The sequence below is a fragment of the Paenibacillus sp. E194 genome (genome assembly GCF_000935845.1).
Taxonomy (GTDB): domain Bacteria; phylum Bacillota; class Bacilli; order Paenibacillales; family Paenibacillaceae; genus Paenibacillus_B; species Paenibacillus_B alvei_B.
Genome location: NZ_JMDX01000400.1, coordinates 1 through 3207, shown reverse-complemented (window position 1 = coordinate 3207; position 3207 = coordinate 1). Strand labels below are relative to the sequence as shown.

2 protein-coding genes are annotated in these 3207 nt (G+C 50.2%); both read left to right on the top strand.

From position 1 onward, the window contains the following. The coding region (mutS, locus tag AZ66_RS28085; RefSeq protein ID WP_044357940.1) for a DNA mismatch repair protein MutS at positions 1 to 1930 on the top strand (1930 nt) is incomplete at its 5' end. A 42-nt stretch (positions 1931 to 1972) separates the two neighbouring features. After that, a partial coding sequence (mutL, locus tag AZ66_RS28080; protein WP_231587086.1) for a DNA mismatch repair endonuclease MutL occupies positions 1973 to 3207 on the top strand: 1235 nt, incomplete at its 3' end.

The window sequence follows — 3207 nt, the reverse complement described above, 5'->3', positions numbered from 1 at the left end:
GCTTGATCGCACCGAGACGTCGATGGGGGCTAGGCTGCTTCGTCGCTGGATTGACAAGCCGCTCATGAATCGGCAGGCCATTGAGGAGCGTTTAGAGGCCGTTGATACGCTGTATCATCATCTCATATGGCGAGAAGAGCTGCGTGAGCAGTTGTCCTCGGTATATGATCTGGAGCGTCTTGTGGGCCGGATTGCCTTCGGTACGGCGAACGGTCGTGATCTCGTTGCACTGAAGTCTTCACTGAGTCAGATTCCGATGCTGAAGCAGTTATGCGAGCAGACATCGTCTGCAACACTTAACAATCTTGTCAGTGAATTGGATGCATGTGAAGATATCCGCGATTGGATTGAACGTGCGGTGGTGGACGAGCCTCCGGTATCGGTACGTGACGGTGGACTGATTAAGCCAGGATATGATGAATATCTTGATCAGCTCCGAGAAGCAAGTGTGAACGGCAAGCGCTGGATCGCTGAGCTAGAGCGCAGAGAGAAGGAAGCGACCGGAATCAAGTCGCTTAAGATCGGATACAACAAGGTATTCGGCTATTATATCGAGGTAACGAAGTCGAATTTGTCATCCCTGCCGGAAGGACGATATGAGCGTAAGCAGACGCTGGCGAATGCAGAGCGATTCGTAACGCCTGAATTGAAGGAGAAGGAAGCGCTAATTCTCGAGGCTGAGGATAAGATGCTCGGCTTGGAGTACGAGCGCTTTAGCGAACTGCGTCAGCGCATTGGAGGCGAGATTCGCCGCCTGCAGGCATTGGCAGAAGCAGTTGCTGAAATTGACGTCTACCAATCACTCTCTGCAGTCAGTGCAGCTAGGAGATATGTTCGTCCGGCATTCACGGAGCAATTGGATATGCATATTGCTGAGGGACGTCATCCCGTTGTGGAGGCTGTCATGCAAGGTGGAGACTTCATGGCGAACGATACGGAGCTGACAGAGCAGAATGAGACGATGCTGCTCATTACAGGGCCGAATATGGCAGGTAAGAGTACGTACATGCGTCAAGTAGCCCTGATATCGATCATGGCGCAGATTGGATGCTTCGTTCCAGCTGAACGAGCGTCTATGCCGATTGTCGATCGGATCTTCACGAGAATTGGAGCTGCAGATGATCTAATTGGCGGTCAGAGTACGTTCATGGTGGAAATGATGGATATACAGGTGATGACAGAGAAGGCAACGCGCCGCAGTTTGGTCATCATTGACGAGCTGGGTCGTGGCACATCAACGAGTGAGGGGATGTCCATTGCACAGGCTGTAGTGGAGTATGTCCACGATCGAATCGGCTGTAAGGCGCTCGTTTCGACCCATTTCCATGAATTAGCGCATATGGCGGATCGTCTGCCACGATTGAAGAATGTATGCATGGCCGTGCAGGAAAGCGGCAATCAAGTTACCTTCCTGCGTAAGTTGATTTCAGGCGCAGCCAGCACAAGTTATGGTATCTATTGTGCACGCCTTGCGGGTCTCCCTGATCAAATTATTAATCGTGCATACGACCTGTTGAAGCAGTATGAGACAACGGATCATGAAGGGACAACACATGCATCCCCTTCGACTTCGCAGCAAGAGCTTCCTGTCAATCATGTGGAACAGCTGTCCTTATTCGGATTGGATCAGACTGCGGTATCTGCGGATAGTCCCGTTCAGGCACCTGCACAGTATGTGAAGCCTGTGCAAGACGGTAAGACAGATGACGAGCAATCTGTCATGAGTATGGCAAGTACTGCTGAGACCCATCAAGCGGTACAGCAAGAGGGGCCGGATCATTCCATTCAACACAGTGCTGAAGTAATAGCAATGAAGGAGTTCATCGGCACTTTGACAGATGTAGATGTGATGTCAATGACTCCATTGGAAGCAATGAATCAACTGCATGATCTGATGAAGCGGGCACGTGAAATTACTCGTGAAACCTAATGAATAGAGCATGGAAAATCGAGAGTTAAGGAGGTGTGAAAAATGGCAATTATTAAAATATTGGACGAGCACATTGCCAACCAGATTGCCGCAGGCGAAGTGGTGGAGCGTCCTTCATCGGTTGTGAAGGAGTTGGTTGAGAACTCGATAGATGCAGGAGCTACACGTATCGATGTATCCGTTGAAGAAGGGGGCCTGCAGCTCATCCGAGTGAAGGACAATGGCTCCGGTATAGCGGATGATGATGCAGAAAATGCCTTTCTGCGGCATGCGACGAGCAAAATCCAGACAGGGAAGGATCTATTCTCGATTCGCAGTCTAGGGTTCCGAGGAGAGGCACTTCCGAGTATTGCGGCTGTTGCCAAGGTAGAGTTGGTAACGTCGACAGAATCTAGCGGGTTAGGCAGGCGGCTTGTAATTGAAGGCGGTGCGATCAAATCGTATGAGCCCGCACAGTCGATGCAAGGGACGGAGATAACGGTACGTGAACTGTTCTACAATACGCCTGCACGGTTAAAATATATGAAAACGATCCAGACGGAGCTGGGGCATATCTCTGATCTCATCTATCGTTTGGCGTTATCCTACCCAAGTATTGCTTTTACCTTGAAGCATAATGAGCACACCCTGCTGCAAACGATTGGCAATGGAGACTTATTGCAGGTTATTGCCTCTGTATATGGCGTTCAGACAGCGAAAGGGATGCTGCAGGTCAAGGGAGAACACTTGGACTTCGAGGTGGAAGGCTATATCGGCAAGCCTGAATTGACTCGCTCAAACCGCAATGCGATGTCATGGATGATCAATGGCAGATATGTCAGAAGCTTTCCGCTGAATCAAGCGATACTCCGTGCGTACCATACGTTCCTGCCGATCAATCGCTACCCGATGCTCGTGCTTCATGTGAGGATGCACCCTTCTCTCGTGGATGTGAATGTGCATCCTGCCAAGCTTGAAGTTCGCTTCAGCAAAGAGGCAGAGCTGTGCGCATTCATCGAAGAGACCGTAAAACAATTGCTACATAAGCAGCGTCTTATTCCTGAAGCGGCTCCGAAGAAGGCGAAGGTGCGAACGTATGTCGAGCAAGCAGAGCTTCAATGGGAAGCTGCAGAGACGATAGCAGCCAATCAAGAGAAGCAATTTAAGCCAATGGGGGCGCTAGTCATTGAGTCTGATCCGTCCTCTGCTTCGCAATTAGCGAAGGAAGATCGAGAGCAGTCACAAAGCAATGCTGATACATTCCATCAACCTAACGTTCAGCGACAACCTGAACTAAC